Annotated in this window: 1 protein-coding gene and 1 rRNA gene; both read right to left on the reverse strand. The window is 22.7% G+C overall.

Annotated elements, in window-relative coordinates:
• Nucleotides 1-199 precede the first annotated feature (199 nt).
• Complete coding sequence (locus Q0087_RS06970; protein WP_297898963.1) at nucleotides 200-3,220, reverse strand: U32 family peptidase; 3,021 nt, start codon at nucleotides 3,218-3,220, stop codon at nucleotides 200-202.
• 587 nt (nucleotides 3,221-3,807) lie between these two features.
• Nucleotides 3,808-3,929: ribosomal RNA gene (gene rrf / locus Q0087_RS06975) — 5S ribosomal RNA — on the reverse strand.
• Nucleotides 3,930-4,088 lie beyond the last annotated feature (159 nt).

Raw genomic sequence — 4,088 nt, forward strand, 5'->3', positions numbered from 1 at the left:
AGAAATATAAGAAATATAAGAAATATAAGAAATATAAGAAATATAAGAAATATAATCAATTTTATTTTTATATAAATATGTTTTTATATAATATAACTCTCAAGTAAATATTATGATAAGAAAATAAGGTTAAAATTGATATAATAAATCAAAAAATACTAAAAATTAAGTTAAATATATAAAATTAAGACATTATAAACTATAATTTTAAATTTAACAAATAATCTTCATTTTTCCACCTAGCATCAATTGAAAAGGTTTTTATACCCATTGATAAGAAATTAGGTATTTTATTTTCTAAAGAAACATCTTTACTATCTAAAATCAAATAACCATCTTCAACATTCTTTAATGGATAAAAATTATCTTTATAATCATTCAAATAAAGATCAATATTTTCAAGATTATCCTCAATAGAATTATTTTCTGTTTTTTTAACATTTGCATTTATTTTAATATTTTTGATATAATTATAATGTTTTTTAGTAATAACTGGTTTTCTAGTTACTAATGCCTCTATTTTACCTTTTATAATCACTTCTAGAACAGGATCTTTATAATTATATTTATTCATAAAGAATTCTAAATCTTCCATAGATAACTCAGGAGAAATAGTTAATAAATCAAAATCTTTAAAATTGGAAGCAGTAACTGAATTAAATATATTCAAAGGATAGCTTCCATAAACATTTATATTATAATTATTTTTCAAATAATTATTAATACCTAATAAGCTTGTCATTACATTAATTTTTATATTTAATTTTTTTAATATCCCTAAAATTTTTATTAAACCTTCTCTAGTATTACTGTGAACAATATCAGGCCATTTCCATACAAGTTCATAATTCTGATTTTTTGAAATATTAAATGCTTCTTTTAAAAACATTACATAATAACTAATATCAATAGGTTTTATTCCAGAAAAGTTACTTTTAACTGGAACCTCAAAATAAACCCTATCAAAACAAGACCCTCGATAATGGTTATCATGATTATTATTATTATTATTATTATTATTCTGATGATGATTATTCTGATAATTATTATTCTGATGATTATTATTAATATTAGAAATATTTCTAAGATTTTCAAGATTATTTAAATATATTGATAAAGAATATCCACCTAAATCATAATTATTAGAAGAGATATCACTTGAATAACTATTATTATTATTATTACTATTAATATTAATATTATTGATATTATTATTAATATTATTATTAAATTTATTTGAAAAATCTCTTTTAAAATTATTTAATCTAATTTTTGAACTTTCAATATCATTAATGTCTGGTTTATAGCTATCTAAAATAGATTTCTCTAATTTATTAAAAAAATTTCGTCTAAATTCATTTATTTTACTTAATGGAGCGAATAAATTTTCAGAATAAATAATTTCAAAATTACTTATATAAAAAGGAAGATCACCTATTTTTGAAAGCTGTTTTTTAAGTTTTCCAGTAGTTATAGGTTTATTTTGAGCAATTTCCCAAGAATCATTGCTTTTTTCAACAACTTTAATATTTTTACCATTATCCAGCTTAACATTGGCCTCTAAGACAGGGAAATATGATGAATTATCTGAATTTGAAGAATCAATTAAAAATTTAATTGAAATAGTTGTTTTTTTAATACTTTTCTGATTTTTATCATTTAAAATAGACTTAGTCAAATCATTAAGCTTTTTTCTTTTAGTTAAATAAACACTATCTCCTTTTTTGATAGGCATTCCAATATTATTATTTTCTTTTACAATTTTAACCAAAAGATTTTTTTTATTGATTTTAGTATCATTATCCAATATAGGGTTATTAGAAATCTCAAAACCATATTTCCCATTAAATGATTCAATCAAAAGCCCATCAGCCCTCTGAGGAATATTAATCAAATTCTTTTTTAATAAAATAGACATTTCATTTGTTTTAGTATCAAAATCATTGATAGTTCCAATAAAAAGACCCCTATGTCCAGGGTGGCTCCTACTCATTATATTTTGAAAATCTCTGCTTAAAAGATGACCATTCGTAAGATTTCTATTGAAAACTAAATTTAGCTTTTCTTTTGAGTCAAAATATTTTTCATTATTAAAATAATTCCCATAACCTGGATTAACATTAATTCTATTACTTTTTTTATCATTTTTAGAATTTTTTCTAGAAATATTCTTTCTAGAGGTATTATTTTTAGAAAAATTTTTTTTAGAAATATTATTATAATTATTTTTATAATTAGAAATATTATTATATTTATTAAATTTATTTTTATCTTTAGAATAAATTGATCCTTTTAGTTGATTTAAAAAAATACGATATTGTTTTACAACAGTTGAAACATATTCTTTATTTCTCATCCTACCTTCAATCTTTAAACTATCCACACCTAATTCAATTAATTCAGGAAGATGATTAAAAAGAGATAAATCTTTAGTAGAAATTAAGTATTCCTCAGCATAATTATCATTAAATCTTTTTTTATGATTATTATTATTTTTATTATCACTATTAATATTATTATTACTAATGGGATTATTAATATTCTTACTATTAGAAATAGTATTATTTTGAATAATTCTCTTATTATCTCCATTATCCCCATATGCAATTTGATATTTTTGACGACATGGTTGAGCACAATCCCCTCTATTTCCACTTCTATTACCAATTAATGAAGAAAATAAACACCGACCAGAATAAGAATAGCATAAAGCACCATGAACAAAAATTTCAACTTCAATACCTATTGAATGGGCAAATTCAACCATTTCTTTAGTTTCATTTAAATTTAGTTCTCTTGGAAGAACAATCCGACTAATACCATTATTTTTAGCCCATTTAATTTCATCAATGTTTTGAATATTCATTTGAGTAGAAGCATGTAAACTAAAATCAGGAAAAACATTATTGACTATATTTAAAAGACCAACATCCTGAATTAATATTCCATCAATCCCCATCTTATATAAATTAAAGATATAATCCATTACTTCAATTATCTCATTATCTTTGATTAAAGTATTAACCGTGACAAAAACTTTAACATTATATATATGGGCGAATTTAACAGCAAACTTCATTTCGGATAAAGAAAAATTTTCAGCATACTTCCTGGCGCCAAATTTTTTCCCAGAAAGATAAATAGAACTTGCTCCTGAAAATATAGCTAATTTTAAATGATCAACTGATCCCACTGGAGCTAATAATTCGGGTAACTTCATTTAAACACCTTCAATTTAGTAAAATAGAAATAAAATATTAATAATAAAAATAGTTATAAAATTTGAATAATTATAAAATTATGAAAATAATATATGACTAAATAAGCTAATTATCTTATTTTATAATGCCATATAAATGAGAAAGATTAAAAATAACTTAATCTTATTAAATTATTTGAATTTTGCCTGTATACTAACTCTCATGGATCATAGGTAGCTTAACCTTCCCTCCCCGAGTAACCCTCGAAACAGGCAACCTATCCAATGCTGGGTTTCTCCTAATCATCGACAGCAAACGCTTTCCTCTTTAGAAGGACCGTAGGCATCAGTCAAAAAGATACGGCAAATAATTATATATTTTCCATAATATTTATATCTTTGTATATAAGAAAAAAAAGAATAAAAACTATGAAAAAATGATTAAATCAGTGCTAAAGACTATAAAATTAATAAAATATCATATAAAAAATAGAGAATAATAAAATACAAAAAACAGAAAATAATAAAAAATCATGAAAATAATAAAAAAAATAAGTAACCATTAAAACACAATACAAAAAAATAATCAAAAAAATAATCATAAAAAGGGCTGGCAGCGAAATGAAATTCCCATAGAAAAACTCCACAGTACACAAACAAAACGCGAACAGACTTAACTACCGGGATCGAAACGAGACCGGGTATAAACCCTGACGCTATGACCGCCAAACCCAAACATGAAACTAAACAAATAAAACATATAATATTTAACAAAACATTGAAAATATGAATAATAAATAAATAATAAAAACATGATAATAAAAAATAAGCAACAAAAAAATGCCCAATAATCATAAAAAGGGCTGGCAGCGAAATGAAATTCCCATAG

The organism is uncultured Methanobrevibacter sp., assembly GCF_937881195.1.
Taxonomy (GTDB): Archaea; Methanobacteriota; Methanobacteria; order Methanobacteriales; family Methanobacteriaceae; genus Methanobinarius.